A 21891-nucleotide genomic window follows, 5' to 3' on the forward strand; every position below is an offset into this window, starting at 1 on the left:
GGGTTACACGCTATGTATTCCTGGTTTCTTTATTAAACCCCCCTTTACATACAGGAGAATTTAAAACGTTTTTGCCCCTGTTTTCCCATTCTTCGGGGGTAAATAAATGCATACTTAGGGCGTGTAACCCAAGATCAAATTCATTTTTTAGTAATTGATTTAAGAGCCTATGTCGTGCGATTCGCGATAGATCAGTAAAGCGTGCAGAAACAACAGTAACTTTGAAATGTGTTTGTGCATTTTCAGGAACGTGATGATTAGCCGATTCATCTTCGACGTTTAAATAAACGGGAGCTAATTCTTGAGTTACCAATTTTTCGATACGGTTTTTACGTGACATATTGATCTCGAACACAAATTAATAATAAAAAAGCCGCCATAAAGCGGCTTTTTGAAAAGCAGACTATTAGATTCTGCAGTTTGCAGGAACATATCTATCATCAGCAGCATTTTGTACTGCACAAGTCCAGGTAATTGGATTTGTAGGCGGTGTTCCTGCAACCAGGGGTTGTCCATTAGATGATGGAGTTAATGTAAGGACCACATTATTTGCTAATGCAGTATAAGTAACTGTAATTACGCCAGTAGCTGGAGTAACCACAACACTTTGCACGTTAGCTGTTGCTGGGGGTTGAGCCCAACCCAAGTCTAAAGCATTAGCACCCGTTGTCGCATTTTCAGAAATAGTAGTCTGTGCTGAAGAGGCAAGACTTAATCCTTCTGTTACACGAGCTCTAACAACGTAGTCCTGATAGGCTGGAATAGCAATTGCGGCAAGAATACCAACGATTGCTACCACTATCATCAACTCAATTAAAGTAAAGCCTTTTTGTTTCATCATTTGCTCCCTAATGATTGGTACAACGATAAATATGCAAAAAAAATGCCATTTATCAGAAACTTACAACAAAATTAGGCCAGAACAAATCTACAACCTGCCATGGCAAGAAAAGGAAGTCCTCTTCACTTTCTTTTCCTCCTTTAATTGTAGCAGAAGCAGAGAAGTGTTGCTTATGTTGTAGGACTATTTTAATCCGGCAATTTTTTGTTTTTTTTAAATGACAAAAAAATATGAAAAAAATAAGTAACTTATAACCCGGATTAGTACGGCCTAATCCAGGCTGCAATATTGCTTCGGGTTAAAGATTACTTGAGTACTTTGGGTACTAGTTGATTCTTTAAACGAACATAATCAGGCAATCCATTAATGTAATCTGGATAAGCTTCACCTTGAATGAGTGGTGACAAATATTGTTTGCATTCAGCAGTGATACCCATTCCATCCTCAGCAATATAATGTTTGGGCATCGCTTTTTCTTGATTGGCAACATCGGCTAATTGGACGTGACCAATAGACCATTGATAGGGTTCATCTTGTTCACGAATGATAATGGGCATGATGGCATTATGGCCTTTAATGGCATATTCCACCGCGGCCTTACCCAGAGCATAAGCCTGATCCAGGTCGACTTTTGAGGCGATGTGACGGGCCGCACGTTGTAAATAATCTGCGACTGCCCAGTGGTATTTGTAATTCAGTTCCGTTTTGATGTACTGAGCAATGACTGGTGCAACGCCACCTAATTGGGCATGACCGAATGCGTCACGAATTCCTGCATCACTTAAGAATTTACCTTCCGTGTTACGAATTCCCTCAGAAACGACAACAACGCAATAACCATATTTTTTAACGCATTCATCAACTTTATTCAGGAATTTGCCTTGTTGAAAAGGAACCTCTGGTAATAAAATAATGTGGGGTGGTTCATCAGGGTGTTGGCTTGCCAAACCGCTGGCAGCAGCAATCCATCCTGCATGACGTCCCATTACTTCTAGAATAAAGACTTTTGTTGATGAGGCAGCCATAGAAGCAACATCAAAACCTGCTTCTCGGGTAGAAACAGCAACATATTTAGCAACCGAACCAAATCCAGGGCACGCATCAGTAAAGGGAAGATCATTATCTACCGTTTTTGGTATACCAATGCATGTAATCGGATAGCCCATTTTCGAGCCTATTTGCGATACTTTATGTGCGGTATCTTGGGAATCCCCCCCGCCGTTATAGAAAAAATATCCTATATTATGTGCTTTAAAAACTTCAATTAACCGTTCGAATTCTTCACCATCATTTTTTAGTTTATAGCGGCAAGAACCAAACGCACCAGAAGGTGTTTGTAATAATTTAGCGATATCTGAGTCACTCTCGAGTGATGTATCAATGAGCTCTTCATTTAAGGCACCAATAATCCCGTTTTTGGCTGCATATACTTTGCCAATATGTTGTGGAAATTTCCTGGCAGTTTGAATCACTGCGCAAGCTGAAGCATTAATTACCGCAGTTACACCGCCTGATTGAGCATATATTGCATTTTTTATAGTCATTCTTTCTCCTGGTTAAGGGTAATTACTTGTCTTCATAGCCTCTTGGAGGAGAGTAAGTAAGAAGATAGGTAATCACTTAAATTCTTATTTTTTGATGTTCATATTCATTAATTACTGCATCAATGCTTTGAATTAATTCGGCAAAAGGAGTGGCGAGCTCTTCAATTGAAACAGTGTGTGCTGCCAGTTTTTCTACCTGTACTACTTTTTTTTGCAGCGTTGGCACTCCAGAAAAACAACATGCTCCATGCAGTTTATGTGCGGCTTCGCCAATTTTTTTAATATTTTTATCATGCATTAATTGGATAAATTCTTCACGATTTTTATGTAATTCCTCCACGAATCGGCTAAGAAACTCTTCCGCAAGTGCTTGATTTCCAGACACTTTTTGCACACATAACTGCCAATCAATTGCTGCATGTTTTGCTTTATCGGCAATCCGCAGGATTTGGGTTAGTAATTGTTTTTCATCTATAGGTTTTTGCAAGCAAAAATCCACACCTGATTTTTTTAAATCAATGCTATTCACATCGCTGCCATTCGCGCTAATTAAAACAATAGGGGTATGGCGGTTAAGTTGTGATTTTTGTCGAATGAGTCGGGCTGCTTCTAATCCATTGACTTTAGGCATCTGCAAATCGAGCAAAATGAGGTCGTATTTTTTGTCATTACACGCCGCTACGGCCATTTCACCGTCATCAACTGAAGTCATATTTGCATGAGTGCCCAATAAAGAGTCCAGGAGCATTTTGTTAACTGGGTTGTCTTCGGCAATGAGTAAATCAGGGTGCATAAAGCGTAGTTGTTCTCTTAAACCATCCAATTCATGATTGACCGGTTTTTCAATGTTCTCTTGGCTGGTGAGGGATTCAATAACATCTTGAAGTTTTTGAATGCTGATGGGTTTATATAAAAAGCCCTGAGCTCCAAGAGCTGTGTAATCATTAATAAGCCATTTGGAAATGAGCACGTATGGAAAATAATTATGTTCGGCAATGATTTTGGCTATCTTTTGTTCATAACCTCTATTGATATTGAGAAAAGCAATATTACAGTCTTTGTTATTCTCAAGAGCACTCGCAAGTTGGTTAAACGAATTTACGGGAATACATTGAATTCCCCAATAACCTAAGCCATTGCATAGTGCTTCCAAATGGAGCGAATTATCATCAAAGCATAACATTTTAAAATGCGCGAAGGGGTGTATTTGATTTTTTTCTATTTCATAGGCAACTAACTTTTCAACCTTCACGTGAGCAGTGAAGCTAGAACCTTTATTGAGCTCGCTGGTAAAGCTGATACGCCCATGCATTTCTTCACAGAGCTTTTTACAAATGACTAATCCTAGACCTGAACCGCCATAACGCCGAGTAATGCTTGTATCGGCCTGATTAAATGCAGTAAATAATTTACTTTGATCCTCTGGAGAAATACCTAAACCAGTATCAGTTATTGTGATGCATAAAGTGTAATCTTTATCTGTTTCTTGTTCTACTTTAGTGCGGACCAATACATAACCATGATCGGTAAATTTAACCGCATTAGTCACTAGATTGGTGATAAATTGTTTGATTCTAAAGGGATCACCTAAAACAATTTTAGGTACACTGACATCGGTTATGGGGATTAAATCAATACCTTTTTTATGAGCATTTGGTGCTGCAAGGGTAAGCACTTCATCGATACAATGACGGATATTTAAGGGGATGCAATCCAGGTGAAGTTTTCCCGCATCAATTTTAGAAAAATCGAGGATATCATTAATAATTCCTAACAAATCTTGTGCAGAAGCTTTGATTGTTTTTACATAATCTAATTGCAAGGGATCAAGCTTGCTTTCCAATAAAACATTAGTAAAGCCAATAACTCCATTCATTGGTGTACGGATTTCATGACTCATATTGGCAATAAATTCTGATTTTTGCCGACTTTTTTCTTCTATTTTCTTCTTCTCAAGTGAGAGCTCGATATTTTTTTCTTCTAACAATTCAAGACTTTGTTGTAAATCTTCAGTGGCTATTTCGATGTGTTGATTTAAGTCACGTATTGTTTCGAGGTATTTTTTTTGCAAATGGGAGCATCCTTGCTCAATGATGCCTAGTTCGCCTGGACTCGATGTTTTGATTTCTGTTTCGAATTCATTGCGTAAAATTTGTTTCATGCTCCGACGTAAACGGGAAATAGGCAAATAAATACGCTTAGAGAGAAAGTAGTGTATGGTCAATCCCATGAGCAAACCAAAAAGAGTAATAAAGATGGTTACAATGAGCATTTGATAACGTTTGATAATCATCGAGCGAGTATCAATATCAATGGATAACCAACCTAAAATATCATCTGCGCGAGTGGTCATTGGGCTGAGGATGTTCTTAAAAGACGAATTAGAATAAAGATTGAATTTAGGAATAGTAACAGGTGCGATGAAGTTAATGGTAAAAGGATTAATTTGCTTACTTTCAATATAATCCCCCGTAAATTTAGGAGGATTGAAGGGTTTATTCAGGGAATGTTTGCCACCGCGGTAAGCCAGCAGTTGTCCATCACTACTGTAAAAAGCGAGAGCTTTTACTTCTGGATTGATTGTGGATGCATTAATTAACCCTTGCAACGTGCGATCGTCACGTCGAAGCATGGCGTATTGTGCTGCAGGAAGTAGTTGACGGATGTATGCTTCGCCCAGACGAGACATGTGCTGTTTTAAGTCATTACCAAACAGTCCATTATAAAAAATAGCGAGAAGCAGGGCGACTAAAAAGGCTGGAATTAGGGTGGTAATTCTCAGTTGATACTTGATACCTATGCTTTTCAAAGTGACTCACCAATATAGTTCGGATAATACTTTAATTTTAGCCTGCATAGAGCACATCGTAACGTGAATGGTAATAAACAGACTTTAGGTGAGTCTGCTCATAATATCCTTCACCCAGGCTTCAAAGTCAGTTATTATAGCCCGATTATTTTATTCCTTACAATGTGGAAGAGATTATGACAGTTAGAACCCGATTTGCACCAAGCCCAACTGGTTTTTTACATGTGGGCGGAGTGAGAACTGCTTTATTTTCATGGCTTTATGCAAAGCGCCATCAGGGGCAGTTCATTTTGCGCATAGAAGATACGGATCAAGAACGTTCTACAAAGGAATCAGTACAAGCTATCCTGGATGGTATGTCATGGTTAGGTATGGATTATGACGAGGGCCCCTTCTATCAAACTGAACGTTATGATCGATACAACCAAGTAGCACAACAATTTTTGAATGAGGGCAAGGCTTATCGTTGCGAGTGCAGCAAAGAGCGTCTGGAAGCGTTACGAACCGCTCAATTAGCTGCCAAAGAAAAACCCCGTTATGATGGCCATTGTCGAGATAAAAACTTACCCTTATCGGATAAGCCTTATGTAATCCGTTTTAAAAATCCTGAACAAGGTACTGTCTCATTTCATGATGAAGTATATGGAGAAATCCATGTGGCGAATAGTGAGTTAGATGATTTGATTCTTGTACGTTCTGATGGCCACCCAACCTATAATTTTGCTGTGGTTATCGATGATATCGATATGAAGATAACCCATGTAATTCGAGGTGATGATCATATTAATAACACCCCAAGACAAATAAACTTGTTTCAAGCGCTTAACGCTTCAATTCCAGTATTCGCTCATTTACCCATGATCTTAGGTGAAGATGGCAAACGTTTATCCAAAAGACACGGTGCGGTAAGTGTGTTGCAATTTAAAGAGTTAGGGGTTTTACCACACGCATTACTCAATTATTTAGTACGTTTAGGCTGGTCTTATGGCGATCAAGAAATCTTCAGTATCAATGAGATGATTGAATGTTTTGAATTAAAAAACGTGAGTCGGGGTGTTTCAAGTTTTAACTATGAAAAGTTATATTGGCTCAATCAACATTATCAAAAAAATGATTCTGTTGAGGCGGTAGCTGAATCATTGCGTTGGCATTTTGAACAATCGGGCATTGATCTGACCAATGGGCCAAAATTAACCGATTTAGTGGCAATTCAGGCTGAGCGATGTAAGACTTTAGCTGAAATGTGCCAAATGAGTTTATATTTTTTTACTGATTCAATTGAATATGATGAAGCCGCTGTGAAAAAACATTTACGCCCAGTCATCTTAGAGCCTTTGACGGCACTTTATGAGCGTTTACAAACAGTGGAGACTTGGGAAAAGGATCATTTGCAAGAATGCATTAATGACATCAGCGCCCAATTTGATATCAATATGGGGAAAATCGCACAGCCATTACGGGTCGCTGTAACGGGGTCGGGCATGTCACCATCAATTGATATGACCCTGACTTTATTAGGTAGAGAAAGAGTATTAACTCGCCTGAAAAATGCTTTAGAACAATTGAAAATTAGAGCTCAAGCCAATAGTTGATTTCTAAATTGGTTGTAGTTCATAGTCTGCAGGTCGAAGTAAAATCTTGATCTGCAGATTTTAAATACTTATTCGTGACTATCATAGATGCATTCGTATGAGAGATCATTTTAATAAAACAAAGGGATAATTGCTTATGAAATTAAAATCACCGTTCTTAGGATTAGCCTTTGTGGCTTTTTTCTCTCCACCCATGCTTTATGCTGCTAATTCTGACCCATCGTCCAATATCACAAATCAATTACAGAAAGAGATTGATAGCTATTATCAGCAATACAGTAAAAAGGAAAAGTTTACAGCGATTGCCGCATCCGTCTTGATTCCTCAGAATCAAATGAGCTCTAAAAAAGAAACCCATACAGTGGTACACGGTACTATGGGATTTCCTCCCTTATCTCAACCTATTACCTCAAGCAATTTGTTTGATATTGGCAGTATTACCAAATCATTTACTGCGCTTATCCTTTTGCAATTGCAGACAGAAGGTAAATTATCTCTAGATGACCATTTGGGGAAATGGTTACCTCAATATCCTAATTGGAAAGAGGTTACTCTAAGACAATTATTGAATATGACTAGTGGTATTCCAAATTATTCAGCAGATGATGAGTTTTCCAAAAAAATGGAAGCCAATTTAAATCGGGTTTGGACGGATGAAGAGTTACTTAAATACGCTCACCCTGAAAAACCGCTTAAAAAGAGGCAGGGAAATCTTTTTGAATATTCTAATTCCAATTACATCCTTGCCGCTATGGTTATCGAAAAAATAACCAATGATACCTTCGCAAATCAATTAAAATTGCGGATTATCAACGCACAAAATGGATTAAATAATTCATTTTATCTTGCTGGTCCTGATGGTCAAGCGGAAGAAAAAGCCATTGAAAATCGCCGAGTCCATGGATATTTTTATGATGAGAAAAAGAATAAATTAATTGATACATTAACTAATGATTTATCTTGGGCGACTGCTGCCGGTGCAATCGTTGCAAATACGGAAGATGTAGTTCGCTGGGTACAACTGCTTTATCACGGAACATTGGTTAAGCCTATTTATAGAGAGCGGATTTTGGCTGAATTAGAGTCCGTTGTCTCTATGAAAACAGGACAACCTATTCCTAAAGTCACTGAAGAAGATCCTCATGGATTTGGTTTAGGAGTAGGGTATCTTTATGATAAAGAACTCAAACAACGTTTTTGGGTTTATAAGGGGAGTACTTTAGGATTTCGCGTCATGTATTTTTGGCAGCCTTGCAATAATGTAACTACCGTAGTTGCTTTAAATAGTAAAGGCGGTGAAGGGAATCCAGACTCTAAGTTAGGCGATGAGATTATTAGAGCGAACCTAGGTTTATACAAGGTCATTTTAAAAAATTATCCTGAACTCCAGTGTATTTCTTAGCTTCATCTTTTTTGACCCTTTTCTCCCCGTGGAGAAGGGGGTTATCTAGCTTTTAAAGCCCCAACGTGAATTAAATAAAAACAAGTTGTAGTAGCAATGTAATTCACATGCTACAATTTGTGCTTTACGATTTATAAATCAACATATATGGCTACTTCTAAAGATGATACTATAAATTCTAAATCCCCACCTGCAATCCTTAAAATTAATAAAAAAACCGATCATTTTTTTATTTCCATTAGTAAGAAGCGGGGGGTACATTCATTTCTAATGCTCGGGACATATGACCCGCAAGAACATAAAATTCAACGGTTACTTTGTCGTGTAGGCAAGGGACACAATCTCACTGATCCTAACTTTTTGACTAATATGCAGTGTATCTGTAATGGATTGTTTTTTAGTAATCCAGCAACTTTAAGGGATGAATGGATCTATAGGGAGAAAATTGGCGGACACCCGATCAGTTATCAAGCATATGATATTACCTATGAACAATATATCGAATTTCTACGAATATTGGAGTCATTGCAAACAGATACAAATAAGTTCCCATGTTATAAACCCATAAGGCCAGCAGGACCTTTTGAATCCGAACTGGAGGGCGAGTGTGCTGAAAAGACTATAGAAAATCAGGATAAAATTAAATTAATATACAGTCAAGATATAGTCTTTCCTTCTCGTGATGTACGTCAAATACAAGAAAGTGTTAGTGGATTGGATTTAGGTAACACCTGCAGGCATTCAGCAATCAAACTAGTTGAAGAAGTTCAGCATGCACCAGTTGGCTCTTTAGTTTCTCCCAGTTTTTTTATGGAATTACCTTATCAAACGGTATTGGAATACGGTAAACCCAGTCAAGATATCCCTTTTTATGTACTTCCGGCTCCTCCAGCCGCTTTTGTTCTAAGTGATGAAGGGGATGGGGTAAAAGAAATGATACTCAGAAAGCTATATGCTCGAATGGAAAAGCTGCCGTGTCTAGAGCCTGATTCACAAGACACACAAATTAAGTTTTCTAAATTAAAAGAATTATATTTAGACCTGGTTGGACCAAAGAAAGATTTAACTTTGGATTTATTAATAAAAAATATTCAGGATTGGAAAGCTATAAATAAATCGAAATTAGATGTTTTAAGAAAAACATATTTTTGGGATTATCTCCCTCTCGTCAAAAGAACATCGTCTACTATGAAGTTACTTGATGAGATAGAAAATGATCTTAACAGTGGACTTAATACTAGATTACATGGCTAGTATATCTGATTCCTGGTATGCGCAACTGAATGCAAAAGAAGATATTAATAAGTCTAGGGGGCCTAGTGTTCATTGCCATTAAGTTGAGGCGGGATGCAATAGTTGAGGTGTCATTTCCGTGAAGGGGCTAATTCCTCTATAAATTTTGTCCAATGCCAGTTGACGAATCCATTTTCGTCTTTGTCAAAATGACATACAATGATTTTCTGCAAAATCCACTCATAAAGAGTGGTTTCTTCTTAACTTAATAGTAGTAATCTAATATTTGACTAGAAATCAAAGGAGTGAATATGAAACTTTATTATACTAAATCAGCATGTTCCTTAGCAGTACGTATAGTTCTTAATGAATTAGGAATAGATTTTCAAGATGAAGAAGTGGATTTAAAGGCGAAAAAAACACGTTCAGATGAAAATTATTTATCGATTAATCCTAAAGGTGCAGTACCAGCACTTTACCTGGATAACGGGGATTTGTTGACAGAGAATCAGGTTATTTTGCAATATTTAGCGGACAAAACACCAGGCCAAAAACTTTTACCCGCAGTAGGGGACTTAAAAAGATACCACACCCTCGAGTGGATAAATTATGTTGCTACGGAATTACATAAAACTATAGGCATGTTCTTTTATCCTAATCTTAATGAAGAAACAAAAAATATTTTTATGTCCATTATCACTACTCGATTGAAGTATGTTAATGAGCATCTTGCAAAAGGGCCGTACTTGATGGGAGAAGACTTTTCTTTGGCGGATGCTTATTTATTTGTCATAACCAGATGGGCGTATTATTTTAAAATGGATCTTTCCGCGTATAAACATTTAGAACAATTTATGAAAGTCGTTGCCGAACGTCCTGCTGTTGTGACTTCGCTACAACAAGAAAAATTGTAATAAGTACTTGTCACTGAGTAAGAACGTTTGTATTGTGTGTTTTTTTTGCCTTATCTGCACTTTATATCCAATCGTTCTTCAATTTTTTTGCTCTAAGATAAGGAAAATACTACTCTAATTATTTTGGGAGGTGGAATGTGCCTGTGAAATCTGCTTTTCGAGGTGGAATAGAACTTAATTTTTCCCCTCAACGCAAATTTGAACCCATTGAAGGTGTGGAACAAGAGAAACAGGCACCGATTATTGCACGCAATGCAGTGCGCTTTTTAATGATGGGTTGGACAGAGCAGTGGACTGAGTTTTTAACCCCAGCCGTAGCTTATGCTGTTTTTGTAAAACGTGATCATGAATTATTACGGGAATTACGTTTTGCTTTTCAACAGGGTTTTTTAGATCTTTTTGAGCAATTAAAGGATAAGGAATTAACTGCTGAGCAAAAAGAGCAAGTCCATCTTTATTTAAGTAATTGTTTCACGTTACTCCCTTATGGAGATTTAACACCGTATGAAGCCTTTAAAATCCCTCAGTACATTGATGGTCATCTGGAGCTAGTCGAATATCAAGTCAAGCCAATTGAATTAACCAAAAGATCAGGATGGAACCGCTTTTTTATTCAAGACCAAGACCGTGTTTTTGCTTATGGACTTGAGCCGCTTTTTCAACAAAAAGCAGAATCTCACCTAATTTTCATGGGTACAACTTATCCTATGGGACAGGGCTTCATCCCCCAAGTGAATACTGATTCCAAAGGCTTTGAAACGGTTGGCGAGTCACTTTATCAAACGGGACGAGATCGGATTCATCAATGGTTAAGTAGTCAAAAAAATAAAGTGCATGTATGTGGTGTAAGCCTAGGCGGTTCATTAAGCTTATTACTTGCTATCGATAAAGGAAATTATGCATTGTCTCGTGTTGATGCGCTCAATCCTGCCGGGCTGCATGAGGGTTGGTCCAAAAATAGAAATGATCATTGGAATGAATTGGCCGATAAGCCACTAGTCGTTGTACAAAAGCAAGGCAATGATCCTGTTTCAGCTTTTGGAGTCTGGAAGGATGATTGGTACATTATACAAGTAACACCACCACCTGATAAGCAAGGGCCTAATTGTTTTTGCGACCATTTTTTAAATTATGCCGGATTCGCCGATACAACCTTTACCTATATTGAGGCCGAACAGGATAATATCAAACGAAAAGCTCGTAATTTTTGGCTTTACACCCTTGGCAGGGCATTACTATATGGTCTTTTTTTTCTACCATATACTTATGCAGTGCGTCCGCTTGCTTATTTTTTTGTACAAAATTGGAAGTTTTCGCTTTCTTTATTAGGAGTATTTGCAGGAGTGGGTCTTACCTTGGCTGGCATCTTACCCGTAGCCGCTTTATTTATGATTGCTGGGGGATTGCTGGCCTCTATTTTTGCCTATGTAGAGTATCTTTCTAAAAAGAATCCAGAAAATTCTGCCATTCGAGCGCTTGTAGAAAAAGAGGAGCTGGCGGAGATGCATGATCCTTCTCTTTCTCGCAATCCGACTATGGATATTTACAATAAAGACGAGACAGTAGATATAGAACTTACTTATCAGCAAATCCACACCTATTATGATGTGATGCGGCGGCTAGTAAAAGGAAAAAGCTATTTGCCTGACGACGAACACAAAAGTAACCATGTAGCAGGAGTTAGCAAAAAAGCATTACTCGAAGAAAGTTCTAATTCCCAAAAGGCAGATTTTGTAGTGCCTTTTAGAGTTACTCGAGCGAAGGCCACTCACATTCGTCGTACTTTAAATTGGGTACAACAATTAGGAATGGAGAACGAATCTTTATTAAAGACGAATTTAGAAAAATGCTACACTGAGTATCGAATAGGTAAAGGCATATAATTTTTTATAGTCATAGTTCCCTCGGCTGGATTGGCTGGGGCTAGGTTATTTTTATTCAACGACCAGAATAGGGAAAGGGAGGTTGAATTGTCAGACGGAGCAACATTTAAAGGAGGCTTGGAACTCAAATTTTTTGAGCAAGGGGAGTTTGAATCTCTTGAAGGGGTGGATTCTTCTCAAATCACTCCCATTTTAGCGCGCAATATACTGCGCTTTTTTACTATGGGATGGACAAAGTCTTGGACTCAATTTTTAACTCCAACGGTCATATCTTCTTTTTTTCTTCAGCGAGATATGGATTTGTTAAGAGAAGTTCGTTTAGCCATGCAACAAGGGTTCCTAGAGCTTTTTAAGCAACTCCAGGAAAAAGAATTGAATGCCGAGCAAAGCGAACAAGTTCAACTTTATTTAAGTAATTGCCTGTCTATGCTTCCTTATAGCGACTTAACCCCTTATGAGTCCTTCAAAATTCCACAATGTATTGGTGGTCATTGGGAATTAATTGAGTATCAAGTTACTCCGATTGAACTAACAGAGAAATATGGGTGGAAGCAGTTTTTTACCTATGATCATGATCGCGTTTTTGCTTATGGACTTAAGCCCATCTTCCATGAAACAGCAGAATCACATTTAATTTTTATGGGGACTACCTATCCTGCCGGTCAGGGTTTCTTAACCCAAATAAAAACGGACTCGAAAGGATTTGAAACAGTTGGCTTATCCTTATATCGCAGTGGTAGAGAAGCAATTCGAACGTGGCTCAATCAACAGAAAAATACAATTCATGTATGTGGAGTAAGTTTGGGAGGGGCTTTAAGTTTATTGCTTGCTCTTGATAAGGGGGATTATAAAATATCACGTGTTGATGCATTGAACCCTCCAGGGCTTTTTGATCCTCTATTTAAAAGTAGGTATGACCACTGGGAAGAATTGACTGAAAAGCCAAGAGTTGTGGTACAAAAACAGGGTGATGATCCAGTTTCCTCTTTCGGTATTTGGAAAAAAGATTGGGTCATTCTTCAAGTGGTACCTCCAAAAGACAAGAAAGGTCCCAATGCTTTTTTTGATCATTGTTTAAATTATGCAGGATTTGCAGAGACCGAATTCAGATATGTTTCCGCAGAATATGATAATTCCCAGCGCAAAACACATCATCTCTTAATTAATGCATTAGTGAGGTCGCTTATTTATTATAATATATTAGTACCTTATAGCTATGCATTTCGTCCTTTTGGACATTATGTGCTGAATAAATTACTCCCGCAAATGGCTAGGAGTATCTTTCAGGGGGTGAGGGAGTTAGCCCAAATACATCATCCTGCTTTACCTCGCAATCGAACGATGGATATGTATGATGAACATAATACTATTGAACTGGATCTCACCTATCAACAAATCAATACTTATTATCATGTCATGCGCCGTCTTGTTAAAAATAAAAATTTTATACCCAGTAAAGATAAAGAAATTCAGCATGTGAACGGCATCACCAAAAAAGCTTTATTAACAGTTATCAGTGATCCTAAAAAGTCGCAGCTAAATATTCCTTTTACAGTAACTAAAGCCAAAGCGTCGCATATCATGCATACTTTAGCCTTGGTGGAGCGATTGGGTTTGGATGATAAAGAGACCCTTAAATACGAATTAGAGAAAAACTACGAAACTTATCGGTTGGGTAAGCAATAATTAATTTTCTTCCGATGGTTGCAGGACGTTTTAACTTATGCAGTGGCTGCATACAAGATAACAAGAAGCTCGGATTAAATAATCTTAATCCGAGGTGTAATTTGTATTATGACTCTTGATTAGAACAATTTTTAAAAACGAAAAATTAGATGGCCAGCTACTGAATAGAGAAAAGGATAATATGAGTCGGCAGGATTCAGTTGCGACTCCCCATAACCTGCATTAAAATTTCCAGCAACTTCACCGGTTATATGCTCAGTGAAATTATAATTCACACCTACGGTAAAAGCAGGTCCTGGACGCCAGTTATCAACAACAATATCTTTACGATGCACACCAGCAACTCCAGCTCCGGAAAAGATTTTCATTTGGGAGTGAGGAATAGGGACCATGAGTTTACCCATCAACGTTACGACTTCCGTTTGGGTTGTTAAAACGTCTAAACCATCGTGGTCGAAACTGAATAAACTTATGGAGTCGAAATGTACATTCGCCTCTGGAAAATGCATATAACTGGTTTCGATTGCAAAGAAGCGAGTAAATTCATAGCCAGCTAAAACTCCCCATGCACTTCCACCTTCTTCCACATCAATAGGGGTTGATAACATCAAGGCCACATTTTGATTTTCTTCACTAGGAACTAAACCTTGCCAGGTAGTTGAACCAAAACCCGCAATTGCACCTATGTAAAAGGGGTGGTGGGGCATATCATTGGTCTGTGCTAAACAAAAAGATGTTGAAAGAAATAAGCATGAGAATAAAAATGATTTTGAATTTTTATTTTGCACAATAAGTACTCTATGAAGATTGCTTTAATCATTAAAATTTGTGGTTGGGCTATAGCCCAACCTTAATTACTTTTTTATTGACTGTAACAATTTAATATAAATTACTGACAGGGTTGTTTCGTGGAACTACAAATTCTACCACGTGAATCTATTCCACCGAGACGATAACAATTCCAATTATCAAGACAATCTTGTTTCGTAGTGTAAGGTTGAGCAGCACAGGCTTTATCCAATGAACCATATACGCTAACCATACGAGCATACAACATATTCATGTCTTGACACATGCCAGAAGGTAAGCCAGAGCTAGTACAGTAGCAGGTTGCAACTTTTTTAAATGAGGAACAAAAACTGGCATCATTAGTAGGGACAGCATTACCACAAGTATTTCCATATGAAAAAACTGAGAAACTAAGCAAAAACATTAAACCTGCAAAAAATCCTCGAATCATTTTTAAAATCCTCTATGGCAGAAAGTTTATCTGATTTACTCTATCAGAAAATTAATCGGGCTGCAAAAGATCGTAGGAATAATGTAGTTGAGACGAACAAGAAGTTAGCATAATTAGTGAATTATTGCCGGAGAGTCTAAGTAGGTTAGGCTGTGTCAAATAAATCAACATATTACTCCCGCCAGGGCAGAGATTTGGGAGGACGAGTTCTGCATTAACAATGAGGGATAATTGGCTGCGTAACGTTGTAATAAAAGCGATAAAATGAAATCTAAATCACGAGAATTTAAAAAAATTGTTCTACATGTTCCTGTTTTTGCATAAGCTCACGTGAATTGTTCTCAAATACTATTGATTCCATGATCTGAATGACCTCTTGGACAATTTGTTCACGAAATGCAGGTTTTAAATTGGCTGAAATGACTAAATAATGGAGATTTTGATTGTCATCACGTATAAAACTGGCTTCAAAGATATAATTTATTGCAAGTAAATCATCATTATTGTTTTTAATCTGTTTCGTATTAAGCCCAAATAAGTCCAAGTTTCTATTAGAAAGTTCAACGAAATTACCTCTTATATTGAGGTTAATAAGAAATTTTGTATTTCGTTTAAATGAGATCATCCGACTGCCACATCGTTGTAATATTTTCCGATAAATAGAGGGTATCTTGAGTAGTTTTGTATAGATTGGAGTGACTAGATGAGTAAATAAATTTTCTACCGTATTGGGCTTAAACGAGCTAATAGCGCAAAGCTTTACTAGGTTTGAGCAATATTGATAGTTGCTGGTATCAATAATGGCGTTGCGTATTTGTTGAGATAAACTGGTTAGTGTTGCTTTATCATCAAGGCTAATTTTAGCCGGCTCCACTCTCAGGAAACAGCCAATTGTATTATCATAAATGGAGTTATCTCGAGTGGATTGAATGATATTCATATAAGTATAAGGGGTTTCACTCGTGTAGTTTCCGCATGAGTTTCGTAAAGCCAACGCAATCACTGCGCATAATGTATTATTAATGCTGATGTGGTTGCGTTCGCAAAAAAGTTTGAGATGATTGATTAGGTCCTTTGATATTACTGAATAAGTTGAATAAGGAATATGTGCCGTATGCATGTCATGAATTACATGCTCCTCGGGAAAAGTAAATAAGCTGGCATCTTTCAAATATTCCTCCCAAAATGGAATATCTTCCTCCGAATGCATTTTCATTGCAGTTCGCTCATTAAAAATATGTTCTTTAAAACGCGTATCAATTTCAATTTTATCAAGAGTTACTTGATTATAAAGTTGATAAAATTGAGATAATTCAGCAAATAAAATATCGATACAATGATCATCAGAAATGAGGTGCGGAGTGCAAATTTGCAGTTCTGATTCATGCTCATTTATGTAAAATAATTTACCAATGATTAAAGGAGTTTTTTTAGGCCATGGATATAAATTGATGAGTTGAGTCATTGACTCCTGTAATTCACGTTCACATTGTTCCATAGGAAGTGATGTGAAATCATTAATACTCAATTGAAACAAATATTTATTTTGCTTTTTTTGTGCTGGGTTTAATTTTAAGATCTGAAAAGTTAGTGCTTCATGTTTTTTTAAAACCGCTTCAAAGGCAAATTCTAAAGCTTTTTCATTTAAATGACCACTCAGCCTCTTTCTCGCGACAATATTTAGTTTTTGTGCTTTAGGCTCAAATGTGTATGACATCCAGAGTAAAAACTGAAAATCACTCAGAGGAATGTTGATTAGTTTATGATAGTCAGGTTGCTTATTTGAGCGTTTTTTCTTATTTTTTTTGGTATTTTTGATAATTGGGATTAGTTTGGCAATATTTGTGGCTTTATAAAAGTCATGAATGCTGATGCTTCTATTTAAATCCTCATTTATTTTCGCAATGATACGTGCTGCTGATAAAGAGTGTCCTCCTAAATCAAAAAAATCATCATGAATACCGACCAGGGGAACTCCTAATTCTTCTGACCAAATTTGTGCAAGTTTCTTTTCTAAGGCAGTACTGGGTTCAACATAATCATGACTGGCAATTAATGAGGGTAAAGGTAATGCTGTTTTATCTAATTTACCATTAGCGGTTAGAGGGAAGAAATCAACCTTTACAAAAACTGAGGGAATCATGTATTCAGGTAAATATATTTGTAAAAATTGTCGTATTTGATTTGCATTTAGGGCACTATCACCGTTTTTTAGGATGTAATAGGCTACTAATCGTTGTTCTCCAAAAGAATCCTTTTGAGTCAGTAGCACTGCTTCTTTAATATCAGGTTGAGTAAGCAGGTATTTTTGTATTTCACCCGGTTCAATACGATATCCACGTATTTTGACTTGCTCATCAATTCGCCCTAAATATTCAATTACTCCATCCGAACGTTTTTTGCATAAGTCTCCTGTTTTATATAAACGAGTTTGGTTATTGGTAATAAATTGTTGTTGCGTTAATTGGGGTTGATTTAAGTAACCACGAGCCAGACATGTGCCACCGATATATAATTCGCCTGGCTCTCCATCTCGAACAGGCTGACCTTTAGTATCAAGAATCAAGCAATTCATATTGGAACCTGCTGTTCCAATAGGCACATTGGTACCTAAATCGACGCAGTTTAAAATACTTATTTTATAAGTTGAAACTGCTACAGTAGTTTCTGTTGGTCCGTATTCGTTATATAAAACATGTTTGGGGTAGAGCTTAAGCCAAGATTGGCATTCAGTAGAAGACAAGTTTTCTCCACCAAGGATAATCGAGCGTAATTGGGGTAAGGTAACGAAGTTATTTTTTGCTTCTTGCACAAGTACCTTAAAATAACTTGGAGTCGATTTTATGATGTTAATGCGCGATTTTGCTAAATAATGCATATAAGAGCGTACATCTTTCTTAATAACATCTTCGCAAAGAACCACTGTTAACCCAAGCATTAGAGGAACAATAGTCGAAGTGACGGACATATCAAAGATAGGATTGGCAGAAAAATCAATTCTTTGCTGAGGTTTACACTGAGTATAATCAGCAAACCATTTGCAATAATTGACCACAGAACGATGCTCAATGAGCACGCCTTTGGGAGCGCCTGTGGAGCCAGATGTATAAATTATATAGGCTAAATGTTCAGGAGTATTTGTGGGTGCGAGGTTATCTATTGGCTGTTTATTAATCTTATTATTATTCCCATTCAAGAGAATTACCGTTCCCTGGTAAGATTTAAATGAATCAGTAAACTGAGATTGTGTGATTAAAATTGGTGCTTGGCTATCATGAAGTAAAAATAATAAACGTTCTTTGGGTTGAGATGCGTCTAAAGGCAGATATGCTCCGCCTGCTTTTAAAATGGCAAGAAGCGTTATTAGAAAATCAAATGAACGGTCCAAACAGAGTGCAACGGGAGTGTCTGGCTTTAAACCTGAGCTTTGTAAATAATGAGCCAGTTGATTGGCTCTTTGATTGAGCTCGCGATAAGTCAGTTTTTCATTCCCTTTTAGCGCAGCGATATAATTGGGGAAGTGGCGCGCATATCCTTCAAATAAGGCATGTATTATTTTTTTATTAGCCATTTTTTGTCCTAAATTCGGCAGTTAAAGAATAGCGTACAATCTAAATCTTTTGCTGAATTTAAAGGTTTTTTAGTTATTTTTTACCATTGCGCCATGTTTTTGCTCTTGGAGCAATAAAAAACACCTTTATTTTCCATAAAAAATAACTAAAAAACCTTTAAATTCAGTATAGTAAACACTTTTGCTATATTCAACTTAGAAAAAAAATAATAAGGATCTGCCGCTTTCTATCGGTTAATTTTGCGAATTTAGGATTAAAGTTTAGGCAAGAGTCGATCTAACCATTTGGGAAGGTACCAGACCCAATTTTTAAAGAGAGCCATTGTGGCAGGTACCAAAAAGCTTCGTATTAAAAAAGCATCCACGAAAATGGCAACAGCAATGCCAAGTCCAAATGCTTTGACCATTAATACATCTGCAATCAAGAAGGAGCAGCAAATTACGATAACAATAAGAGCCGCACTCGTAATAATACGACTGCTTTTTTCGATACCAAAAATAATACTTTTATTGTTGTCTTTAGTGACCTGATGCGCTTCTTTTATACGAGTTAGTAAAAATACCTCATAGTCCATTGAAAAGCCAAATAAAGCACAAAAGATAATGACTAATAAACTAATATCAAGCATTTCTTGTGGTTGGAAATTAAGTAATTTAGATAAATATCCCTTTTGAAAGACAAAAACCAGTGCACCGTATGAGGCACTAAGGCTTAATAAAGTCATTAAAATAGCTTTCAAAGGGAGGAATATAGATCTTAATAGCAAAAGCAAGATGAGATAAGAAAATACAATGATCCATAGAATGGCATAAGGAAGAACACGATAAATACTATGCAGCACATCAATATTACTCACAGTGATGCCAGTCAATTGCACCTTTAATCCCGAACCTAATTGGATGTGATGTAGTTCATTAACCAGTTTTTTGGTTTCTTCTGAATTGACGGGATACTTGCTAATTACATTGATAATCGCCAAATGCTTGGTAGTGGTGGTGTCCAACAATTGCTTCACACGCGAATCGAGTAACTTTTTATCGAGATGATAAAGGGTATAATATTGAGCTTTTTTGAGATCCGAATTACTGCTAATAATGCCATTGACCTCTTTGACCAAGGGATTTTGTTTTAACTTATGAACCAAATCATATATTTTGGATAAGTTATGACGTGATAAAATTGAGGAAGAGGGTGATTCTATGACCAGGATCACCGGATTTAGCTGTTCAATTTGAAATTTCTTTGCATAGGTATCATAAAAAGCTCTGTGTTCTGATTGTTCAGGAAAAATCCGATAATCTGAAATGCCAAATTTTGCTACTAAAAAAGGATATCCAAGCACTAATAAAAAGATAAGAATAGGAAAGAAAAACAGGTAAGGGTGTTGCACGACCCGCTCTGCCAGCCAACGCCAATAACCATAACGTTCTTTTTTCCTAAATAAACGTACCGATAAAAAGTTAATTTTTGATTTCAGTACAGCAAGGATTGCTGGTAAAAATATGGTTGAGATTAATACCGCAAAAAATACAGCCGCTAAACCACCCACTGCAACTGAAAATAAGATGTTGACCGGGAATAAAAATAAGGCGCTGAGACTTACAAAAACAGCCAAGCCGCTGAAGAAAATGGCTTTACCTGCTGTTTCTTGCGTTGTTGCAATTGCTTCTTCAATATTTGAACCGTTTTTTAATTCATCCCTAAATCGACTAATAAAAAACAATGAATAATCCAAGCAAAGGCACAAGCCAAGTAATAAAGCGATGTTAATTGTGAAGATAGAAAGAGTAAACAAATGCCCAAAAAAATAGAGTGTGGTTAAAATAATGATTGCGCATCCGCCACCCAAAATAATTGGAAGTGTGGCTGCAACTACCGATCCAAATACAAGAATTAACGTAATAATTGCGACTGGTGTAGCGACAAAATCCGCTTTATAAAGGTCAATTTGTGTCTGTTGATTCACGTTTTGCACGAAAAGTGGTTCCCCCCCAAGTAGCACTGTCATATGGGAAGGTTTTTTTATTGATTGCTTAAATTGCTTTAATAATTCATCACTAAGGGGTTTATTCGTTTTAAAGATTACTGCAGCATAAGCTGTGTGTTTGTCCTTGGAAATTTGATTTTTAGCATCTGGGTAAATTATTTCATTTTTAATTGGAAAATCTTTTAAATCAGACAATGATTTTTTGATTTTTTCTTTAAATAAAGACTGAGTCGCTAAATATTTTGAACTATGGTACATGATAAGAAATTTATTTTTATCGTTGTAGCCTAATTTTTTATTCATGTACTGTTCTGTTTTTGCACTCGCAGAACTCTCATCAATAAATCCAGTTGTTTTAAATGGGGTAATAATGTGGGGTAAAAAAGGAATGCAAAAGACGATTGCAAGTAACCATAAAGCTATAATTGGCCAACGCAGTTTATTTATAAATCTTCCTAATCTGTATGATAGCGCTTTTTTTTGCATTTTTATTGTCGGAACTCCAAATTCCCTAAACTTATAAATATGATGACTCTTTAAATATATTAGTATAAATTAGACAGTATGTGTAAATTAATGAGTGAAAAGCTATTTGTGCATCAATATCAAGATCTAATAACCCTTTTTTATAATTGTTTCGGCAAAGAATTTAATACTCGACTTATAAAAGGCGATAACGAACCTATTTACTTACCCGCCGATGAGCAACGCCCTTATAATGCGCTGTATTTTGCTCATGGCTTTTTTAGTAGTGCACTTCATGAATGTTCCCACTGGCTTATTGCCGGAGAAGAGCGTAGAAAACAAGTAGATTTTGGATATTGGTATATGCCAGACGGGCGGACTGCAGAACAGCAAGCTTTATTTCAGCGTGTTGAAGTAAAACCGCAAGCATTGGAATGGATACTCTCTAAGGCTGCAGGACATAAATTTTATATCAGTATCGATAACCTAAATGGGACAGAATCAGATACTGTTGCTTTTAAACAGGCAGTTTACGAACAGGTAAGTCATTATTGTACCCATGGATTATCACCACGTGCGCAAAAATTTCGTGAGGCTTTATGTTCCTTTTATGGCCAGCCATCCGTTTTAAAGATAGAAGATTTTTCTGTAGAAGAATTATGAGCCATCAATTATGAAAATCCCCTCTCCCACGTGTGGGAGAGGGGTGAGGGCTGATTATGG

At 37.0% G+C, this 21891-nt stretch carries 15 protein-coding genes; 7 read left to right on the forward strand and 8 right to left on the reverse strand.

The window, feature by feature from the left end; translation table 11 throughout:
• Positions 1-10 precede the first annotated feature (10 nt).
• The 4 genes from ACF8MK_RS12250 to letS all read right to left on the reverse strand — a co-directional run bounded on the left by ACF8MK_RS12250 (position 11) and on the right by letS (position 5194).
• Positions 11-340 (reverse strand): BolA family protein, encoded by a 330-nt coding sequence (locus tag ACF8MK_RS12250; protein ID WP_392536899.1) that lies wholly within the window; start codon positions 338-340, stop codon positions 11-13.
• Positions 341-406: 66 nt separating this feature from the next.
• A complete protein-coding gene (locus ACF8MK_RS12255) occupies positions 407-838 on the reverse strand; it encodes a pilin (protein ID WP_392538959.1) in 432 nt (143 codons plus the stop codon).
• Between the two features lie 308 nt (positions 839-1146).
• A complete protein-coding gene (locus ACF8MK_RS12260) occupies positions 1147-2385 on the reverse strand; it encodes a 6-phosphofructokinase (protein ID WP_265704355.1) in 1239 nt (412 codons plus the stop codon).
• A gap of 76 nt (positions 2386-2461) precedes the next feature.
• Complete coding sequence (gene letS / locus ACF8MK_RS12265) at positions 2462-5194, reverse strand: two-component system sensor histidine kinase LetS (protein ID WP_392536900.1); 2733 nt, start codon at positions 5192-5194, stop codon at positions 2462-2464.
• Positions 5195-5370: 176 nt separating this feature from the next.
• Here letS and gltX point away from each other — a divergent pair, with 176 nt between their 5' ends.
• From gltX to ACF8MK_RS12295, 6 genes are all read left to right on the forward strand, one after another.
• The gene (gltX, locus tag ACF8MK_RS12270; RefSeq protein WP_392536901.1) at positions 5371-6786 is read left to right on the forward strand and encodes a glutamate--tRNA ligase; all 1416 of its coding nucleotides are present in this window, start codon (positions 5371-5373) and stop codon (positions 6784-6786) included.
• Positions 6787-6922: 136 nt separating this feature from the next.
• Positions 6923-8188: a serine hydrolase domain-containing protein gene (locus tag ACF8MK_RS12275; protein WP_392536902.1), complete on the forward strand. Its 1266-nt coding sequence runs from the start codon at positions 6923-6925 to the stop codon at positions 8186-8188.
• Between the two features lie 270 nt (positions 8189-8458).
• The gene (locus ACF8MK_RS12280) at positions 8459-9442 is read left to right on the forward strand and encodes a hypothetical protein (protein ID WP_392536903.1); all 984 of its coding nucleotides are present in this window, start codon (positions 8459-8461) and stop codon (positions 9440-9442) included.
• Between the two features lie 290 nt (positions 9443-9732).
• Entirely contained in the window at positions 9733-10335 is a 603-nt protein-coding gene (gene gstA, locus ACF8MK_RS12285) for a glutathione transferase GstA (RefSeq protein WP_392536904.1), read from the forward strand.
• A 137-nt stretch (positions 10336-10472) separates the two neighbouring features.
• Complete coding sequence (locus ACF8MK_RS12290; RefSeq protein WP_392536905.1) at positions 10473-12218, forward strand: hypothetical protein; 1746 nt, start codon at positions 10473-10475, stop codon at positions 12216-12218.
• An 87-nt stretch (positions 12219-12305) separates the two neighbouring features.
• Positions 12306-13904 carry a hypothetical protein gene (locus tag ACF8MK_RS12295; protein ID WP_392536906.1) on the forward strand — a complete coding sequence of 533 codons (1599 nt, stop codon included), beginning with the start codon at positions 12306-12308 and terminating at the stop codon, positions 13902-13904.
• Positions 13905-14035: 131 nt separating this feature from the next.
• Here ACF8MK_RS12295 and ACF8MK_RS12300 read toward each other — a convergent pair whose 3' ends face one another.
• The 4 genes from ACF8MK_RS12300 to ACF8MK_RS12315 all read right to left on the reverse strand — a co-directional run bounded on the left by ACF8MK_RS12300 (position 14036) and on the right by ACF8MK_RS12315 (position 21189).
• Positions 14036-14611: a hypothetical protein gene (locus ACF8MK_RS12300; RefSeq protein ID WP_392536907.1), complete on the reverse strand. Its 576-nt coding sequence runs from the start codon at positions 14609-14611 to the stop codon at positions 14036-14038.
• A gap of 182 nt (positions 14612-14793) precedes the next feature.
• Positions 14794-15144, reverse strand: a complete 351-nt coding sequence (locus tag ACF8MK_RS12305) for a hypothetical protein (protein ID WP_392536908.1) — start codon at positions 15142-15144, stop codon at positions 14794-14796.
• Positions 15145-15430: 286 nt separating this feature from the next.
• Positions 15431-18715, reverse strand: a complete 3285-nt coding sequence (locus ACF8MK_RS12310; RefSeq protein WP_392536909.1) for an amino acid adenylation domain-containing protein — start codon at positions 18713-18715, stop codon at positions 15431-15433.
• A 254-nt stretch (positions 18716-18969) separates the two neighbouring features.
• Entirely contained in the window at positions 18970-21189 is a 2220-nt protein-coding gene (locus ACF8MK_RS12315) for an MMPL family transporter (RefSeq protein ID WP_392536910.1), read from the reverse strand.
• A 108-nt stretch (positions 21190-21297) separates the two neighbouring features.
• Between ACF8MK_RS12315 and ACF8MK_RS12320 the strand changes: the two genes are divergently transcribed.
• A complete protein-coding gene (locus ACF8MK_RS12320) occupies positions 21298-21831 on the forward strand; it encodes an elongation factor P hydroxylase (RefSeq protein ID WP_392538960.1) in 534 nt (177 codons plus the stop codon).
• Positions 21832-21891: the final 60 nt, after the last annotated feature.

This window comes from Legionella sp. 227, from assembly GCF_043161935.1.
Lineage (GTDB): Bacteria > Pseudomonadota > Gammaproteobacteria > Legionellales > Legionellaceae > Legionella > Legionella sheltonii.